This window comes from Haloarchaeobius ordinarius (assembly GCF_051801355.1).
Taxonomy (GTDB): Archaea; Halobacteriota; Halobacteria; order Halobacteriales; family Natrialbaceae; genus Haloarchaeobius.
This window is the reverse complement of the sequence record NZ_CP196560.1, coordinates 674,052-691,288: the sequence shown is the minus strand read 5'-3', so window position 1 is coordinate 691,288 and position 17,237 is coordinate 674,052. Positions and strand designations below refer to the sequence as shown.

Here is a 17,237-nt window from a genome sequence, read left to right as displayed (position 1 = left end):
CTCAGAGCGTCGTCAGACCGCTCCCCGTGAGGGGAACGACCACGTCCTCGTCCTCGTCTACGACGCCCATCTCGCGGTACTTGGTGAGGGCGGCCGGTGCGACGGCACACGTCGGCTCGACGTAGAAGCCGCGGCGGTGCAGGGTGTCGAGCGTGTTCTCGACGATGTTCTCGCCGAGGGCGATACAGTCCCCACCAGTGGCCTCGATGGCGTCGACGAGCTGGTCTTTGCGGGCCGGTTCGCGAATCTGAATGCCGTCGGCGATGTCGTTGGGGTGGTCGTCCTCGGCTTCGTGCTCGCCGTGGAAGGTGTCCGCGATGGGCGAGTAACCGGCGGCCTGCGCGCCGAGCAGGCGCGGCATCGAGTCGATGATACCGGCGCGTTCGAGCACGTCGAAGCCGCGGTAGGCTCCCAGCAGAAGGGTGCCGTGGCCGACCGGCGTGACGACGGCGTCCGGGGCCGTCCAGTCGCGCTGGGCGGCGAGTTCGATGGCGAACGTCATCGTCCCGGCGTAGAACGCGGGGTTCCAGGCGTGGCTGGCGTACCAGCCCTCGCCGTTCTCGACGGCGTCGATGGCCGCCTTCGTCACGTCTTCGCGGCTGCCCTCGACGCGGACCGGGCGGGCACCCGAGCGCTGGATGGCCATGAGCTTCGACTGCTTCACGTCGGCCGGGACGTAGATGTCGGCTTCGATGCCGGCGCGGGCCGCGTACGTCGCGATGGCCGACCCGGCGTTGCCCGAGGAGTCCTCGATTATCTTCTCGACGCCGAGGGTGGCCGCCCGCGAGAGGGTGGTCGTCGCGCCGCGGTCTTTGAACGAACCGGTGGGCGAGACGTACTCCAGTTTGAACTCGGCGCCCCAGTGGGGTGCGTCGACGAGCGGGGTGAAGCCCTCGCCCAGCGTGACGTGCTGGTCGACCGGGATGAACTCGTGGAACGTCCAGATGCCGCGCCGGGTGTCGAGTTGGCTGATGGGGAGCGGGTTCCCGTCCGGCAGCGGCGGTGTCTGGAGGTCGAGCGCGTGGCCGTCTGTCGGACAGCGCCACGGTTCGTCCGCGCCGGCTTCGTGTTCGGTGCCGCACTCGGGACAGTAGAGGTTCTGTAGTGTCATCAGGGGTTCTGTAGGGTACTCAGAGGTTCTGTCGTGTCATCAGTAGCTGTCGATGTCCGTGCCGACCGAACAGACGTACTCACCGGTCGCGACCTGTGGGAGGCGGCGGGAGCGCCAGAAGAGACCGTTCGAGTCGGCGGTCACTTCGGCTTTCAGCTGGCCGAACGGGTCGGTGACGGTGAACAGCACGTCGCCGCGGTCCACGCGGTCACCGAGGTCGTGTTCGAACGTGACGAGACCGCCCGCGGGTGAGCCGTACTGGTCGAAGCTCTTTGCACGGGTCTGTGTCTCGGTGGTCGCACTCTCCTCCAGGAAGTCGTAGTACCGCAGGACGTTGAACACGCCGTCGACCCCGATTTGGATGCTCTCGTGGTCGAAGCCGACGGTCCCACCCAGCTCCGGGTCGATGGTCGGGATACCCTCGTCCGGGCCGGCCCGTGCCAGCTGTCCGTCCGGTCCCTTCTGGTCGAGGATGTGACCCGCACCGAACACCTTCGCGAGTTCGAGGCACTTCTGGTGCAGACGGTGGCGGCGGCCACAGCGCACCCGTGTCTCGTTTATCATCCGGCTGTCGGACCCCTGGTGCAGGTCGAGGATGAGGTCGGCATCGCGAGCCGCGTCGAACGTGGCGGCGGCGATGCGCTCCGAGGAGGTGCCGTCGTGGTCGCCGGGGTAGGTTCGGTTCAGCTTCGTGTCGTCGATGGGGTTGCGATGTGAGTCTATCTGGAAGCCGTGGTAGTTCACGATACCGACGATACGTATCTCGCCGGCCAGCGTCGCGGGGTCCAGCTGGGGGAACACCTCGCGTATCACGCCGACGCCGTTCAACTCGTTCCCGTCGCTCGCGGCCTGCATGTAGAGAGTCCGGCCGTCCCGTTCGCCGTTGATGATGGCGACGGGGAGGCCGACCGGGCTGCCGTCGCGGGTCTCGCCGACGGTCAGGCGACCGGTGTCGACCTCGCCGGGGGCCGCGCTCGCGGTTCCCAGGGTCGTCATTGCCCTACAGAAAGGTCGGTCACCCTTTAGGTGTTCGGTCTCCGAACCGACATGCGGCGACGCCGCCCAGGGCGTCTTCGGGACTCAGACCTTCCGGTTGAAGTAGTTCGCCCCGTTGAGGAACATCGAGGCGCCGGTCCGCCCCACGAACTCGTGGGTTGCACTGCCGCCGTCGGCTTCGCCGAACTCCATCGCCAGCTGGCCGTTCTCGACCCACACGTCGAGGCGGTCACCGGGGGCGATTCCCTGGCGAAGGCGCGTGAAACCGAGGTGGCCCGACTGGTCGTACATCGTTAGCTCGGTGCCGGCAGGAATCGCGTCGCCGTCCTCGTGCGTGACCGTGACGACGCGGCGGTTCTCCCCCATGGAGAGGGCCACCTTCGGACTGCGTCTCCGGGCCTCGGCCGTCCACGTCGGCTTCGAGACGCTGGTTGCCCCGAGGTCACTCGTCTCGACCCTGACCAGGAGTGACTGCTCGGTGCTGTCGTACTCGGGGACGAACGTGAACTCTGCCACCAGTTCCTGGACGATGCCCCGCTCGTCGACGGTCAGGTCCGCACCGAACTCGGACACCGTGGTCGCGCCGAAGCGTTGTTTTAGCGGTGTCGGGTCGGCCAGCCCCTCGGCCCGAAGGTCCCACGTCACCACCTCACCGCCCGTCTCGGGGTCGGATGGTGGGCCGAAGTCGCCGGCTCGAAGCAGCTTCTGGAGGAGCTGGTAGGCGGTGAACTCGCGGCGCGGAAGCGTCATCGCGTTCGCACCGTACCGGCGCTGGCCCTCGAAGTGCTGTCGCCAGACGACGCCACGACTGCTGTAGTACTTCGTGACCTCGGTGTTGAACTGGCTCGTCTCCAGGACCCGTCCGTCGCTCGCGACCCGGTACGTGCTGTCCTCCCACGACCCACCGTGTTTCTGGTCGACGATACGCTTACGGAGCGTGAACGAATCACCCGCAAGGGCGTTGCTGTGCGTGTCTGCGAGATAGGTTCGGACCCCGCCTTCGTCGAGGCCCGAGGGGTAGTCCGGTATCTCCTCGGCTGCGGCGTCGTTCTGGGCGGTGGTGTCCGCTTCGGCCGAGGTTCCGGTCGCGGTCTGTTCGGTCGGTACGTCGGTCGCGGTCGGGGCAGCAGTCTCCTCTCCGGTCGTCTCGGCCCCCGAATCCTCCAGTCTGAGACACCCAGCGGTTCCAGCGAGGACGGCGAGGGAGCCGAGCACGCGTCGGCGGTCCATACCAGTGGCGTCCCGAGCAACTCGGTAAAACGTATCGGCCGTTTCGAACGTCGTTACGAGCGACGTATCGCTATCCCAGTTCGACGCTCTGGAAGTACTCGCCGCCGCTGTTGGCCCGGTCCATCCAGAGCCCCCAGCGTCCCTCCAGGGCAATCCTGTCACTCGTGGTGGGTCGTGTGCCGAACGAGGTCCGAACCTCGTGGTCGCCGGTGACGTAGATGTAGACCGTGTCACCCGCTTCGATGGGCTGTTCGGTCCGGCCGGCGTGTTCGACGTCCTCCTCGCGACTGTTTATCTCGATGGTGCTATCGCGGAGGATGGGGTTGCCGTCGAGGTGGGAGAACTCGATGGCTCGCCTGTCGTCGACGAACCGTGCCTCGACGGTCGGGACACGCTCTTTGGCGGTCGGCAGCCAGTCGGGCGTCGCCGCGGTCGTCGACCCGATGTCGGTGATGCGGTAGTCGTAGGCGAACGACCGGAACCGGTCCTCCTCGGGGTCGACGAACGAACTGAGCGACGACAGGCTGGTGATGATGCCCTGTTCGCTGACGGTCATCTCCGCCTCGAACGACTCGAACGAGTCCACGTCGTAGTGGTCGCCGAGCGGCCTGGGGTCGGCGATGCTGTCCGCGGTGAGTTCGAACGTCCGGTCCTCGCCCTCGGTCGGTGCACTCCAGCCGGGACTCGCGAGGTGTGCTCGCACCACGTCGGCGTGGCCGATGTCGTGCATGTCGAAGGTCATCCGGTCGAGGCCGTACGTCGGTGTCCCGGCGACGACCTCCCGCCAGTAGGTCCCCTCTGGGGTGACGACCGACTCGATGCCGGAGCCGTCGAGCCAGAGGCCCACGGTGTTCTCGTCTCCAACGCGGAACCGAAACGCCTCGTCGGTGTCGCCTTCGGTCTGGTCGACCCAGTGCCACTCGCTGGTGAACGTCGTCCGCCGGAGCGCGGTCCCGTGCACGTCGACGAGGTACGGTTCGACACCGTCCTCGCTGAGTCCGGACGGGTAGTCGAGCGGCGGCTCTTCGGTGGTCGTCTCGGGCTGGTCCGCTGCCGTGTCGGTCCCCGTGGCAGTGGCCGTGTCGGTCCCCGTGGCAGTGGCCGTGTCGGTCGCGGTCTCGCGTTCCGTCCCCGCCGCGGTGCTCGTCGCCGACCCGTCCTGTAGTCTGAGACACCCGGCGAGGCCGCCGAGTGCGAGCGACGACAGCAGAGTGCGGCGTGTGGACTTTCCCATCACCGTGGTAGCTCGATGTTGCCGAAGTATTCGGCACCCTCGCGGTGCATCCAGAAGCCGTACCGGCCGTCGAGCGGGGTCGGGTTCGCGTTCGCTGGCTTGCCGCCACGGTTCCAGTGGAACCGGTCGTCTTCCATCCAGAGGTAGAGCGTCGTCCCGGCCTCGACCGGGCGTTCGAGGTCGCGATAGCCCCAGTTGCCGCGGTCGGTGTCGTCGCTGTCGTCGTAGAGGACGACGGCGGTTTCCGGTAACATCGCGTTCCCGCCTGCGTGTTCCATCCGGACGTAGTTCCCGTCGTCGGTGATGCGGGCGGACACGTCGGGTGCCTGCTCGACCGCGGTGCTGTACCAGTCCGGTCTGGAGGCGTCGGTCGAGCCGATGTCCGTCGTCCGGTAGTCCACCCGGACCTTGAACAGGCGCTCGTCCTCCCGGTGGAGGTACGAGAACTCGGCGACCAGTTCGGCGATTGCGCCGCTCTCGAGGACTTTCCCCTCGGCGGCGTAGGACTTCAGCTCTTTCCCCTCGTACTCCTCCATGAGCGCCGCGGGTTCGCCGATGCCGTCGGCCGTTATCTCGAAGGCGCGGTCGTCGGTCTCTTCCGGGGCGTTCCACTGCCCGGCGAGGATGAGCGTCCGGAGGTCGCGGGCGCGGATGAGCTCCTGGCGGTCGAAGGCGGACCGCTGGCGGCCGTAGGTGAACCGCCCGCCCACGTTCTGCCGCCAGTACGACCCGTCAGCGGTCCGGTACATGTCGATGGCGCTGCCGTCCTGCCAGCGTTCGAGTGCACCCGAGTCGCCCACGAGCGCCTTCCGCGCCTCGTTGGTATCGCCACGGGTGAGGTTGGTCGAGCGGAAGGAGACGGTGAAGGAGGTCCGCGAGAGTGCATTGACGTGTGCGTCGGCCAGGAAGACGGCGACCCCGTCGTCTTCGAGCCCCGGCGGTCGGTCCAGCGGCTCGGCGGTCTGTTCCTCGGCCGCGGTCGCGGTCGAGGTGTCGGTTTCCGCACTGGTCGCCGTCGCGGTGTCGGTCACGGTGAACGTCGGTGGTCGTGTGGTCGCAGTGGACTCGCCCCCTTCGCTGAGTCGGAGACAGCCAGCAGAACCGACGAGCGCCCCCATCGCCCCCAGCAGTCGTCGTCGTCGCATGTTGACTCGATGAATAGTCAGGGTCTGATATATATCCGATGGCTGCGGCAGTCTGTCACTTCGGCAGTTCGATGTTGCCGAAGTACTCTGCGCCCTCGCGGTGCATCCAGAAGCCGTACCGGCCGTCGAGTGGCGTCGGGTCCGCGTCGGCTGGTTTGCTCCCGCGATTCCAGCGGAACTCGTCGTCTTCCATCCAGAGGTAGAGCGTGGTGCCAGCCTCGACCGGTTCGCGTAACTGGCTGTAGCCCCAGTTGCCGCGGCCGTCGCGGTCGTAGAGGACGACGTCGGTGCCGGGGAGCATCGAACTCCCGCCACCGTGGACCATCTCGACGAAGTCCCCGTCGTCGGTGATGCGGGCGCTCACGTCAGGGGCCTGCTCGACCGCGGTGCTGTACCAGTCCGGGTTGGAGGCGTCGGTCGACCCCACGTCTGTCGTCCGGAAGTCGACGCGGAGTTTGACCAGTCGGTCCTGCCCGTCGTCCTCCCGGAGCAGCGAGAGTTCGGCCGTGAACGCAGTGATGATACCGTCCGGTCGAACCTCGCCGCTCGCCGCGAAGGAGACGACTTCTTTCGCCTGGAATCGCCAGTCTCGCTTCAGTTCTTCGGTCTCACCGACCCCGTTCGCTTCGATGGCGAACGTCCGACGGTCGGTCTCAGTCGGCGGCTCCCACTGGCCGGCGAGGATGAGCCGGCGAAGTTGCCGGGACCGGGACAGCTGTTGGCGGTCGAGCCGGTACCGCTGGTGTCCGTAGGTCGACGTGCCGCCCACGTCCTGGCGCCAGAACGACCCGTCGGCGGTGCGGTACATGTCGATTGCACTGCCGTCCTGCCAGCGTTCGAGCGCACCCCCCTCACCGACGAACGCCTTCTTGGCTTCTCTCGTCTCGCCGTTCGTGATATCCGTCAGCCGCCACGACGAGGTGAACGAGGTCCCCGAGAGTTCGTTGCCGTGGCCGTCCGCGAGGTACGATTCGACGCCGTCGTCTTTCAGTCCCCACGGTTTGCCGAGTGGCTCTTCGCTCTGGGCTGTGGTTGCGGTGTCGGGAGCCGTCTCCGTCGCGGTCCGGGTCGCGGTGTCGGTCACATCGAGTGTCGGTGGCCGTGTGGTCGCGGTCGACCCACCTTCGTCGCTCAGACGAAGACACCCGGTGATGCCGACGAGTGCCCCCATCGCGCCCAGTAGTCGGCGTCGTTTCATGTTGGTGTGTCGTTCGCCCGAACTGTCATAAATCGCGTGGCCGACCGCACTGCGCGGTACGACCCGGTCGCTCGCCATAGGGCGCGACCGAACCGGTTTTGTCAGCGTCGCTCACAGACACGGCTATGACGGAGAGCGACACGCCCGGGGCGCTCACGTACTTCCGACAGTTCTTCGCGCTGGAGCGGGACGTGTTCGTGCTCTCGGTGGCGATGTTCGCGTTCAGCCTCGGCTTCCAGATGACGGGACGGTACATGGGCGAGTACATCGTCGCCCTCGGGGGGACCTCGGTAATCGTCGGCCTGTATGGGAGTTTCGGGAACCTCATCGGCGCGGTGTACCCCTACCCTGGTGGAGCCGTCTCGGACCGCATCGGCTCGCGGACCGCCCTGACCGTGTTCGGCCTCGCCTCGGCGGTCGGCTTCGCGTTGTGGCTGTTCGCGGAACAGCTTGCAGTCGGCCCAGTTCCGGCGTGGGCGTGGATTTTCGCCGGTCTCGTCTTCGCACAGGCGTGGAAGTCGTTCGGGCTGGGTGCGACGTTCGCCATCGTGAAGCAGTCGGTGTCGAACGACCAGCTCGCGACCGGCTTCGCCAGCACCGAGACGTTCCGCCGGGTGGCGTTTCTGGTCGGACCGCTCGTGGCGGCGGGGCTCGTGGCGGCTTACGGCTTCGACCTCGGCTTCCGGTACGTCATCGCCGTCGCGCTCCTCGCCGCACTCGTCGCGACCGTGGCGCAGTACGTCCTCTACGAGGCCGAGGGCGACTCGTTCGGGAAGTCGTTCGCGGGCGTCTCACAGGTTCGCGACGACATCGCCAGCCTGCCGGGCCCGCTTCGTCCCCTGCTCGTCGGGGACACCCTCGTCCGGTTCGCCAACGGGATGGTGTACGTGTTCGCGGTGCTGGTCGTCACCCGCGAGTTGCGGACCACGGCGACGATCTTCGGCGTCGACCTCGCCCCGGAGGCGCTGTTCGGCGTCTTCCTGGCCGTCGAGATGGCGGTCGCGCTGTTGACGATGGTCCCGGTCGCGAAACTGACCCAGCGCTCCGGACTCGTTCCTGCCGTTGGCCTCGGCTTCCTCGTCTACTCGGTCTTCCCGGTCCTGCTCGTGAACGCGCCAGACGGTGGCACGACCGTCGCCGGGGTCACTCTCTCGGAGGCGGTCGTCGTCGGGGCCATCTGGGCGTTCTCGGGGCTTCGGTTCGCCGGCCTGCCGGCGCACAAGGCGCTCATCGTCGGCCCCGCGGAGAAAGACGCGGGTGGGCGCGTCACGGGCTCGTACTACCTCGTCCGTAACGCCGTGACCATCCCCAGCGCCGCGGTCGGCGGCTGGCTCTACGCCTCCGGCGGCCTCGCGCTCGTGGGGACGACCCTGTCCGGTCCACAGCTCGCGTTCACCCTCGCGACCGGAGTCGGCCTGCTCGGGACCGCGTACTTCCTCATCCGAGGTGAGGAGTTCGGGCCGTACGCCTGAGCCGAGGCCCCGGACACTCCATACCGACGCGGATTTGTGCCCCAGTTCCCAAGGCAGAGACGTGAGCGAGAACACCGACACTGGCGAGGACCGTGCTGGCCGCCACACCGGGGAGGACCGTCCCGGTCGCCCGCCGATGCTCCAGTTCTTCGCGGCGCTCGGCGCGGGCCGCAACGTCAAGATCGGCGTCGTGAGCGGCATCGTCCTCGCGTTCGGGCTGTTCGTCTTCTTCGTCGCCATCCCGGGACTGGTGGCGGACGTGCGCCCTCGCACCGACTCACCGCTGCTGTTCGTGGTGCTCGCGTTCGTCGTCTTCGTCTCGACCACGATGTTCGTGGCGACGGTCCTCACCGCCCGGAACGCCGTCGGCGCGGTCATGTCGCCCCCGAAGTGGGTGCGCCGGGCCGGGACGGTCGGCGCGCTGGGCGGCCTCGTCTGGCTCGTCCTCGCTACCCTCGCGGTGCTCGCCGAGACGACCTCGCTGGTCTCGACAGCGCCCGCGGCGACGACCCTCTCGGCCGCCGCACTGTTGCTCCTCCCCGGTATCTGGGCGGTCTACACGAAGGTGAAGTTCGTCGCGGGCGACCTCGGCCGGCTCGCCGTCCTCGCCGCCGTCGTCGGCCTCGGAGCCACCCACGTCGGCGCGTTGCTGACGCCGGACCCGGTGCTCTCGACGACCGACCTCCCGATTGCCACCCCGTTCGCCATCGGTCTCGGCGTCTTGCTCGTCGGGACCGCCCTGTTCGGCGTCGCGGCCCGTGACGAACTCGGCGGACTGGCGCTGGTCGCGGCCGCGGCCTTCCCGGTCTCAGCCATCGGGTTCGCCGCCGTCGCGGTCGCCTCGGTCCCGGCCTGGGTCGGCCTCCTGACGGTGTCGCCACTGGGAATCGCCTGGCTACTGCTCGGAAAAGCGTGTCACGACTCGCCGACGCCGGCGGGCTGGGAACCCGCTGGCGACGAGGACGAGCTATTCGAACTCGGCGAGTGAGTCGTCGCCGACGAGTTCGGCCAGCCGGGTCGCACCGGTGCGGGTCCCCTTCGCGATGAACACGTCACCGACCCTGAGTTCCGTGGTTGGACCGGGCGATATCTCCCAGTCGTTCCCGGCAGCGTCCCGGTGGCGCACCGCGATGACGCGCATCCCGGTGTCGGTCCGGACCATCTGGTCACCGAGGGTCGTGCCCGCGAGCCGGCTGCCCGGGGCGACCGTCAGCCGGACGATGACCTCGTCGGACTCGAAGACGGCCTCGGCGACGACCGGGTGGGTTCCCATGCCGCGGAGGACGCCCTCCGCGATTTCGAGGGCGGCGTCGCTGATGACCTCGGTCGCACCGGCGAGGTGCATCAGGCCGCGCAGGCTGACCGGGTCGTCGACCCGCTCGGCGGCCTGGAGCACCCACGCCTCGAAACGGGATTCGAGCGCGTCGACCTCGGCCTCGAGTTCGGCGACCTCCTCGGCCAGCGCCTCGCTGCCGTAGAGGACGGAGCCGTAGGCCACGTCGACCGCCAGTTCGCTCATGTTCTTCATCAGGACGATGGAGTCGACGGCGCGTTCGAGGTCGTCGATGCCCTCCTCGACCGCGTCGGGGGCGACGAACTCGTCGCCGGTGACCGTGGCGTACACCGCCGCGACGTTCTCCTCGGTACCGCGCAGCAAGAGCACGTCGTCGGCCGCGAGGACGGTGTCTCTCTCGGGGCTGAGCAGCCAGTCGCCACCGCGACGAATCGCGATGACGCGCACGCCCGTCTCTGTCTCCAGGTTCAGGCTCCCGAGGCTCTGGCCAGTGACCCGGGAGTCGGCGGCCGTGCGTGCCCGGACGACCGTCTCGATGGCCTCGGGCAGGGTCGTCCGGATGGCGTCCGGGAGGCCGATCTCCTCCAGCACGACCTTCGCGATGTCGCCGGTGGCGTCGCTTATCTTCTCGGTCGCGCCGACCATCCCGAGGACGGGTGCGAGCTCTTCGGCGTCCTCGGGTGACCGGGCGGCCATCATCAGACTCATCCGGGCCCGCATCTGCAACACGTCCATCCGGTCTTCGAGTTCGAGCACCTCCTCGGCGACCTCCACGCTCCCCAGCAACACCGCCGAGAACGACAGGTCTATCATCAACTCGGCGGTGTCTTTCATCTCCGCGAGCACCTCCTTGACGCTCACGGGCTCGTACTCGACGTCACCGGCGTCCATGGCTCGACGTTTGCCCGGCCGCGAGAAAAACGTTGCCCGGTCACGCCCACGAGGGGGCTCACTGCCGAGAACCCACAGTTTCATGTCGTAGTACAGGCCATCTGTGGGGATTATCTCGCCGGTGAGTCGGATTATCGCACGGCTATCCACTTTTCCACGTCAGCACGCTGTCTCGGTTGTGACGAGTTTCCGTCGTCTGGCCCGTTTTCCGGCAGTGAAGCGGGAAACGACAATACTTTTCGGGGGCGGTGTGCAAGCCTCAAGGTATGTCTGACGACCTCAAGAAAGGGCTGGAGGGCGTTCTGGTCGCCGAATCGGATTTGAGCTTCATCGACGGTGACGAAGGACGTCTCATCTATCGCGGGTACACGATCGAAGACCTCGCCCGCGGTGCCAGCTACGAGGAGGTCCTGTACCTCCTCTGGCACGGGAAACTCCCCAATCGCGAGGAACTCGACGACTTCACGGCGCAGATGGCCGCCGAGCGCGACGTCGACGAGGGAGTCATGGAGACGGTTCGCGAACTCGCCGAACAGGACGAGGAGCCGATGGCCGCGCTGCGGACGACCGTGTCCCAGCTCTCGGCGTACGACCCCGACGCCGACGCGGAGTCGACAGACGAGGAAGCGAACCTCCGCAAGGGTCGTCGCATCACCGCGAAGATTCCCACCATCCTCGCCGCGTTCGTCCGCATCCGTAACGGCGACGACCCCGTCGAGCCGCGTGACGACCTGAGCCACGCCGCGAACTTCCTCTACATGCTGAACGACGAGGAGCCAGACGACGTGCTCGCCGAGACGTTCGACATGGCGCTCGTGCTCCACGCCGACCACGGCCTGAACGCCTCGACGTTCACGACGATGGTCATCTCCTCGACGCTCGCCGACCTGCACTCGACGATTCCGGGCGGCATCGGTGCCCTCTCGGGCAGCCTGCACGGTGGCGCGAACCAGGACGTGATGGAGGCGCTCCTCGAACTCGAGGAGTCCGGCAAGGACCCCGTCGAGTGGGTCGAAGACCGCCTCGACGCGGGCGAGCGCGTCCCCGGCTTCGGCCACCGCGTCTACAACGTCAAGGACCCTCGCGCGAAGATTCTCTCCGAGAAGTCCGAAGCGCTCGGCGAGGCCGCCGGCACGCCCCAGTGGCACGACTACTCGGTCGCCATCGAGGAGTACCTCACCGCCGAGAAGGGCCTCGCGCCGAACGTCGACTTCTACTCCGCCTCGACGTACTACCAGATGGGTATCCCCATCGACATCTACACGCCCATCTTCGTGATGAGCCGTGTCGGCGGCTGGATCGCCCACGTGCTGGAGCAGTACGACGACAATCGGCTCATCCGGCCGCGTGCGCGATACACCGGTCCGATGGACGAGACGTTCGTGGACGTGGACGAGCGATAGCGCGCGACTGCAAGGAGCGCCTTTTTGGTCCAGCTTTTTCGACGAGTAGGTCGCGAGCGGAGTGAGCGTCCTCGAGGAGGAAAAAGGTGGTCGTACGAACGGCTCATCCGGCCGCGTGCGCGATACACCGGTCCGATGGACGAGACGTTCGTGGACGTGGACGAGCGGTAGAATCCGTCGTATAAGGTCTCCTGACGTTTCCGTTCGCGACGAGTTTCGCCTTTTGCCAATCGTGACGTTTCTCTGGGTATGCGCTCCAGACGACAGCTCCTCGCCGGTCTCGGTGTCGGCGCGCTCGGAGCACTTGCCGGCTGCACGAACCTCGACCTCGGCGGCGGTGGCCGGAACGTGAACTGCTCGAGCCGCGGCTCGATATCCATCCCTGGCCCCATCGGCATGGTTCGCGCGCAGGCCGACGGGAACCGCGTCCTGTTCCTCATCGGGGTGAGTGGGGCGGCGGTCGAGACCGAACAGGTGGTCCGCGTCGCCGTCTTCGACAAGGACGGCGGGTTGGTACAGGACGTGCCCGTGATGGACAATCAGGAGGACAACGACCTGACGGTGGCCGGACTGGAGCCAGGGATGATACCCTACGCCATCGACCTCGGGCCAGCGCCGACCCACGGCTGGTACCGGGTCGTCGCGTACGACGACGCCGACGAGGTGGTCGGCGAAGCTGTCGAGCGGTTCAACTGTTTCGTCGGCGGGACTGTTTAGACTGTGGTTCGGTTCCGAAGGTGTTCCCTTTCCTGCGTCGGTCCCTCGTACTGGACATGGAACCTGACGTATGCGCTGCGATTCAGGCCAACCGGGTTCTCGAGTTCGAGTACGGGGGCGTCGAGCGACAGGTGGAGCCGCTCTCTCACGGCGTGAACAGGTTCGATGGGGAACTCCTCTATGGGTATCAGCGGACCGGTAGCGACGGGGCAGAAGACGTCGACGAGGGCTGGCGGATGTTCGAGGTCAGCAAGATTGGCGACCTTCGGGTCACGGACAGGCCGTTCGCTCGATACCCGGATGTCGCCGCCAGTTCCTTTCTCCGCTCGTTCGACCGGGAGTGCTGTCGGCTCTAGTCGCTCAGTTCGCGGGTGAGACGGACGATGCCGACGAGCGAGAGCGCCAGCAGGACGAGCGCGAACGCGGCCTGGACGAGCGGTTCGAACTCCGTCCCGACCCAGAGCCGGATGAACCGTGACGCGTTCGAGTAGAACACGCCGAGCATGTACAGCGAGACGAGGGTGAGGACGCCGAGAGCGAGCCAGTACAGTTTCGACTGGAGGCCGTCGCTGCGGCCGGTCTCTCCGTCGCCACCGTCGTCCTCGTGATGGGTTCTGGATGGGCGGGCGTCGGCCTCGGCGGTCGGTTCGTTGTCTCCCGTCTCGACGGTCGGTTCGGCGTCTCGTATCGGTGTCCCGTCGTCGGCGTCGGCCGGTCGGTCGGTGCTGTCGTCGTCGGTGTCCGGATTCGTGGGCATGCTATCGTGGGAAGTCGCGGTGCGGTCGTGGGTGTCGTCGCCGTCGGTCGGGTCGTCGCGGGTCATCGGTTCACCCGCCACGCCAGCAGTGCGGTGGCGAGCAGGGCGGCAAGTGCGGCGGGGAGGCCGAATCCGGGTTGGCCGCCAGCGGCTGCGCCGTCGTCCGGTGACGCGGTCGGCTCCTCACCGGGTCTCCCCCCGTCGCCGGTCTCGAAGTCGCCAGACTGGAAGCCGGCTTCAGCACTCGTCTCGGTGACGTTCAGTCCCTTCCCCGGGGCGAGGTTCGCGACCGACCGCTCCGTCTCGACGATGGTGTTACCCTTCCAGAGGATGGCGTCGAGGTAGTAGTTGTAGCCGTCGGGGACGGTCAGGTCGGCCGTCGGCGTGACGGTCTCACCGGGGGTGACGGAACCGACCTGCACGGTGGTCTGGTCGGCGACGACGTTCGAGCCGTTCTGGCGGGCCTTGAGCACGAACCGGAGGTCGCTGGCGGCGTCGTCACCGGTGTTGGTCAGGTAGGTGGTCACGGCGATGGTCGCGCGTTCGTCCTGGACCGACGCGACCCGGTACTCGATGACGGGGAGGCCCGCGTCGCCGTCGAACTCGTGGAAGCCGACCGGCGTCCGGGCGTAGTCCGGGGTCAGTGTACCGACACCCGAGACCGTTCTGGTGCCGACTTCCATCCGCTGGCCGTCACGGTAGAGGATGGCCTCGACGCGGTAGCCGCCTTCGCGAGGGACCGAGAGGCTCCCGGTCCGGTTCCGTTCGGTTCCGTCGGCGAGGTCACCGAAGGGGAGTCGCGTCGTCGCTTCGACGAGGCCGGACTCGCTGTCGACCGCCCGGAGGACGACGGTCACGTTCGGGGCGGTGTTCCCGTGCTGCTCGACGTAGGGCGTCACCTGCAGGGTGGCGCTGCCGCCGGAGACCTCCCCGGCGGTGATGGTCATCTCGGTGAGGTCGACCCTGCCGGGTCGCTCGACCGGCTCGTCGTCTGGCGGAGGCTGGACTGCCCCCGGGACGGCGACGAGGACGCCCACGATGACGAGGAGTGCGACCGCGATGACCGCACCCAGTCCGGTCTCTGGTTTCATACGGCCCCCTTCAGTCGGTTTTAATAAATGTCTTGTGTGGTGGGTAGTCGCTATCTCCGGGGCCGAAACCACTTAGTCACAGACTCTCATGATTGTTGGTAGTTATCCGAACACTCGATTCGGTGATGATGGAACACGACACGTCCGCCGTGTCCGTCCTCTGTGTCGACGGGGATGCCGACCGTCGACACGAACTGGTGGCGGCCGTCACCGAGACGGCTCCCGAGACCGAGGCCACGGCGGCAGCGACGGCGGCGGCAGCCCGCGACCGGGTCGCGGACCCGGCAGAGCGACCGGACTGCGTGCTGACGGCCGCCGAACTTCCAGATACCGACGGCATCGGCTGTCTTGCGGCGGTCCGAGCCGTGGATTCGACGGTTCCAGTCGTGGTCGTCACGGGCGACTGGAGTGCCGACGCGTCGGGGGCACTCGACGCCGGTGCGACGGACGTTGTCGAACGGGGTGGCGAGACGGCATCCCGAGTCGCTGCGAGGCGGGCTGTCGCGGCCGCCCGAAACGCGAGTCGGACGCACGATACTCGATTACAACCGGCGAACGCCAGGGTCGAGGCCCTGTTCGAGAACACGACGGACAAGATAGTCGAGACCACGCTCGACGGTGACACCGCGACGATTACCAAGGCGAACCGGTCCTTCGCCGCGATGTTCGGGGACGAGGGTGGCCCGGACGCACTCGTCGGCCGTGACCTCGACGAGGTCGTCCTCCCCGTGGACCGACGCGACGAAGGGCGAGCGGTCAACCAGCAGGTCGCCGAGGGCGAGCGCGTCGAGAGAGAGGTGCGCCGCCAGACCGACGGCAGCGTCCGAGACTTCCTGTTGCGAAGCGTCCGTGTCGACGGGACCGACTCCGCGTACTTCGTCTACACCGACATCACCGAACGAAAGCGCCGGGAACAGACCATGCGGCTGTTACACGATGCGACCCAGCAGATGGTCCGTGCCGAGACGAAGTCGGCCGTGGCGGCTATCGCGATGCACACCGTGGTGAACGTCCTCGGCCTGCCGAAGACGACGGTGTATCTGTGCGAGGACGAAACGCTCGACCCGGTCGTGACGACGCGACTCTCGCACCCCGAGGCGGTCTCGCTCGCCGAAGAGACACCGCTGGGGGATGTGTTCGCGAGCGGCGAGACGACGGTCTGTGCGTCACCGGCCGGCGACGCCGACGAGTCGGTCCTCGCGGTCCCACTGGCCGACCACGGGGTCGTCACTGCCGGTGCGGTGAGCACCGACTCGCTGGATGCTGCGACGGTCCAGATCGCAGAACTCCTCGCGGCGAACATCGAATCCGCGCTCGACCGGGCCGAGCGCGAGGAACTCCTCCGCGAACGCGAGATAGAGCGCAAGAAACAGCGCGACCGGTTCGCAGCCCTGTTCGAGAACATCCCCGACCCGGCGGTGTCGTACGTGTTCGACGCCGACGGGACGATGCAAGTCCGCGCCGTCAACTCGGCGTTCGAGGAGGTGATGGGCTACGACGAGGCGACCGTCGTCGGACACGACCTGGACGAGTTCATCGTGCCCAGTGACAAAGAGGAGGAAGCGACCGGGCTCAGCGACGAACTCATCGCCGGGAACTCGGTCCACGTGGAGGTCCGTCGCAAGACGGCGATGGGTCTCCGGGATTTCATCCTCCACGGCGTCCCGGTCACCCTCGGCGAGCGAAGCGTCTTCGGCTTCGCCATCTACACGGACACGAGCGAACAGAAAGAGCGCGAGCGCAAGCTGCGCCGGCAGAACGAACGGCTCGACGAGTTCGCCAGCATCGTGAGCCACGACCTGCGAAACCCGCTGACGGTGGCGCGGGGCCACCGCGACCTGCTGGCGGCGGAGTACGACCACGAGTCGTTGTCGGAGCTCGACTGGGCGCTCGACCGGATGGAGGCGCTCATCGAGGACGTGCTCACGCTCGCCCGGAAAGGCAAGGCCGTCGAGGACCCCGAACCGGTCCCGTTCGAGCGCATCGTCACGAGCGCGTGGGCCGGCTGTGAAACACCCGACTCGGAGCTGGTGCTCGCCGAGGAGTTCCCGCCCATCTCGGCCGACGGCGAGCGACTCCGGGCCCTGTTCGAGAACCTGTTCCGCAACTCGGTCGAACACGGTACCGGCGGCGACGCGGCCGACGGAGACGGGGGAAGCGGCGACGAGAACCGCCGCGAGGGCGGCGTCACGGTGACGGTCCAGTACCATCCGGCCGGGTTCGCGGTCGCAGACGACGGCTCGGGTATCGACCCCGCCGACGTCGACCTCGTGTTCGAGCAGGGGTACACCACGGCCGCCACCGGGACGGGATTCGGTCTGGCTATCGTGGAGGACATCGCAGAAGCACACGACTGGACGGTAAAGGTCGACGACGGGGCCGACGGGGCCCGGTTCGTGTTCTCTGGCGTCGAGTGGTGTGCGCCCGATGCCGTCGTCGAGTGCAAGGACGCGAATCGTTCAGGCGACCCGGCGGTACAGAGTCGCACCGACGGCGAGGAGGACACAGCCGCCGGCGATGGCGACCGGGACGAGTCCGTCTGAGAACTCGAAGTCCCAGCCGGCGACGGCCCAGCCGACCATTGCGACGGCAAAGACGGCCAGTCCGACGTACCGTCGCAGGGGTGAATCACTCCGGCCAGCGCCGGGCATCAGGTGGTCACCGACGTTCCGGGTGGGGTGCATTTGGCGGCTGACAT

16 protein-coding genes are annotated in these 17,237 nt (G+C 67.4%); 6 read left to right on the top strand and 10 right to left on the bottom strand.

Going from position 1 to position 17,237, the window contains the following annotated elements; all coding sequences use genetic code 11:
* Window position 1 precedes the first annotated feature (1 nt).
* The 6 genes from ACSC1R_RS03640 to ACSC1R_RS03615 form a co-directional block, all read right to left on the bottom strand.
* Window positions 2-1,111 (bottom strand): pyridoxal-phosphate dependent enzyme, encoded by a 1,110-nt coding sequence (locus tag ACSC1R_RS03640; RefSeq protein WP_439027712.1) that lies wholly within the window; start codon window positions 1,109-1,111, stop codon window positions 2-4.
* A gap of 39 nt (window positions 1,112-1,150) precedes the next feature.
* Window positions 1,151-2,107, bottom strand: coding sequence for a succinylglutamate desuccinylase/aspartoacylase family protein (locus ACSC1R_RS03635; RefSeq protein ID WP_439027711.1), 957 nt, complete (start codon window positions 2,105-2,107; stop codon window positions 1,151-1,153).
* A gap of 84 nt (window positions 2,108-2,191) precedes the next feature.
* Complete coding sequence (locus ACSC1R_RS03630; protein ID WP_439027710.1) at window positions 2,192-3,337, bottom strand: hypothetical protein; 1,146 nt, start codon at window positions 3,335-3,337, stop codon at window positions 2,192-2,194.
* A 70-nt stretch (window positions 3,338-3,407) separates the two neighbouring features.
* Window positions 3,408-4,571, bottom strand: coding sequence for a hypothetical protein (locus tag ACSC1R_RS03625; protein ID WP_439027709.1), 1,164 nt, complete (start codon window positions 4,569-4,571; stop codon window positions 3,408-3,410).
* On the bottom strand, window positions 4,571-5,716 hold the full coding sequence (locus ACSC1R_RS03620) for a hypothetical protein (protein WP_439027708.1): 1,146 nt from the start codon (window positions 5,714-5,716) through the stop codon (window positions 4,571-4,573). Before ACSC1R_RS03620 ends, ACSC1R_RS03625 begins: the two co-directional genes overlap by 1 nt.
* 55 nt (window positions 5,717-5,771) lie before the next feature.
* On the bottom strand, window positions 5,772-6,914 hold the full coding sequence (locus tag ACSC1R_RS03615) for a hypothetical protein (RefSeq protein WP_439027707.1): 1,143 nt from the start codon (window positions 6,912-6,914) through the stop codon (window positions 5,772-5,774).
* Window positions 6,915-7,039: 125 nt separating this feature from the next.
* On the opposite strand from ACSC1R_RS03615, the gene ACSC1R_RS03610 reads away from it, so the two are divergent.
* Window positions 7,040-8,386 carry an MFS transporter gene (locus ACSC1R_RS03610; RefSeq protein WP_439027706.1) on the top strand — a complete coding sequence of 449 codons (1,347 nt, stop codon included), beginning with the start codon at window positions 7,040-7,042 and terminating at the stop codon, window positions 8,384-8,386.
* Between the two features lie 61 nt (window positions 8,387-8,447).
* Window positions 8,448-9,374: a DUF7536 family protein gene (locus ACSC1R_RS03605; protein ID WP_439027705.1), complete on the top strand. Its 927-nt coding sequence runs from the start codon at window positions 8,448-8,450 to the stop codon at window positions 9,372-9,374.
* On the opposite strand, the gene ACSC1R_RS03600 is transcribed toward ACSC1R_RS03605, so the two are convergent.
* Window positions 9,354-10,571 (bottom strand): potassium channel family protein, encoded by a 1,218-nt coding sequence (locus ACSC1R_RS03600; RefSeq protein ID WP_439027704.1) that lies wholly within the window; start codon window positions 10,569-10,571, stop codon window positions 9,354-9,356. The two genes, ACSC1R_RS03605 and ACSC1R_RS03600, sit on opposite strands and share 21 nt — an antisense overlap.
* 266 nt (window positions 10,572-10,837) lie before the next feature.
* Here ACSC1R_RS03600 and citZ point away from each other — a divergent pair, with 266 nt between their 5' ends.
* The 3 genes from citZ (at window position 10,838) to ACSC1R_RS03585 (ending at window position 13,047) form a co-directional block, all read left to right on the top strand.
* A complete protein-coding gene (gene citZ / locus ACSC1R_RS03595; protein WP_439027703.1) occupies window positions 10,838-11,974 on the top strand; it encodes a citrate synthase in 1,137 nt (378 codons plus the stop codon).
* Between the two features lie 249 nt (window positions 11,975-12,223).
* On the top strand, window positions 12,224-12,691 hold the full coding sequence (locus ACSC1R_RS03590; protein ID WP_439027702.1) for a hypothetical protein: 468 nt from the start codon (window positions 12,224-12,226) through the stop codon (window positions 12,689-12,691).
* Between the two features lie 56 nt (window positions 12,692-12,747).
* The gene (locus ACSC1R_RS03585) at window positions 12,748-13,047 is read left to right on the top strand and encodes a WYL domain-containing protein (protein ID WP_439027701.1); all 300 of its coding nucleotides are present in this window, start codon (window positions 12,748-12,750) and stop codon (window positions 13,045-13,047) included.
* Here ACSC1R_RS03585 and ACSC1R_RS03580 read toward each other — a convergent pair.
* Together ACSC1R_RS03580 and ACSC1R_RS03575 are read right to left on the bottom strand one after the other, a co-directional pair.
* Window positions 13,044-13,514 (bottom strand): hypothetical protein, encoded by a 471-nt coding sequence (locus ACSC1R_RS03580; protein ID WP_439027700.1) that lies wholly within the window; start codon window positions 13,512-13,514, stop codon window positions 13,044-13,046. The two genes, ACSC1R_RS03585 and ACSC1R_RS03580, sit on opposite strands and share 4 nt — an antisense overlap.
* Window positions 13,511-14,539, bottom strand: coding sequence for a DUF7490 domain-containing protein (locus ACSC1R_RS03575; protein ID WP_439027699.1), 1,029 nt, complete (start codon window positions 14,537-14,539; stop codon window positions 13,511-13,513). Before ACSC1R_RS03575 ends, ACSC1R_RS03580 begins: the two co-directional genes overlap by 4 nt.
* 125 nt (window positions 14,540-14,664) lie before the next feature.
* Here ACSC1R_RS03575 and ACSC1R_RS03570 point away from each other — a divergent pair, with 125 nt between their 5' ends.
* Window positions 14,665-17,082: a PAS domain S-box protein gene (locus ACSC1R_RS03570; protein ID WP_439027698.1), complete on the top strand. Its 2,418-nt coding sequence runs from the start codon at window positions 14,665-14,667 to the stop codon at window positions 17,080-17,082.
* On the opposite strand, the gene ACSC1R_RS03565 is transcribed toward ACSC1R_RS03570, so the two are convergent.
* A complete protein-coding gene (locus ACSC1R_RS03565) occupies window positions 16,999-17,223 on the bottom strand; it encodes a multidrug transporter (RefSeq protein WP_439027697.1) in 225 nt (74 codons plus the stop codon). The two genes, ACSC1R_RS03570 and ACSC1R_RS03565, sit on opposite strands and share 84 nt — an antisense overlap.
* Window positions 17,224-17,237: the final 14 nt, after the last annotated feature.